Here is a 640-nt window from a genome sequence, read left to right as displayed (position 1 = left end):
TTTAGCAACTAGATTGATATTTAATCACTAAATTTTAGCCACTTAGGTATTTAATCATTTAAAATCAACCAATTGAGAAAAACATAAAAAACTATAAAACAACTAAAACCACACTCTTTGAGTATGTATTTAGCAAATTGATAAGACTAAGAACAAACATCGAAACACATTTACCCCACCTATCAATAACCAACAGACCAAAAAACACCGCCTATATCTTTGGCGTAAATTTGCGCGTATCAGTCAAATAATCTGCAATTAAACAATGAATAGAAATGAACGAGAGGGAATAAAAATGCAGCCCTTCGAAATCGAAAAGCTGCACCAAGTACCATGTAGGAATGTTGGTAGGAACGTAATAATAGGTAGTTAATAGTTATTATGTGTTTGCCACAAACAATCCGAGCAAACAAACTTAGATATTGGATACATAGCTCGGAAAATCCACCTGCTCCCACAACTGTTTGGAGAGTTCTTCTTGCGAATCCCACGCCCCTTGTAAAACCCAATTCACGATGGCTTGTGCAACGTCGGGGTATTTAACCCTCTCAGCTTGCTGCTCTTTGAGCCGCTGACGTACGGTAGAAATGTCTAAACTGTCCATTGCAGTGGCTAACCCAAGATCTTCAAGCGTGGCTAC

General features: G+C 38.1%; 1 pseudogene. It reads right to left on the bottom strand.

Annotation, left to right across the window (positions count from 1 at the left end):
• Window positions 1-415 precede the first annotated feature (415 nt).
• Window positions 416-640: pseudogene (locus R8O11_RS28635) on the bottom strand (glycosyltransferase); the annotation flags it as partial.

It is taken from the genome of Vibrio sp. 1288 (assembly GCF_033344475.1).
Note: the sequence above shows the minus strand (reverse complement) of the source record. Positions and strands in the feature narration are given on the sequence as shown.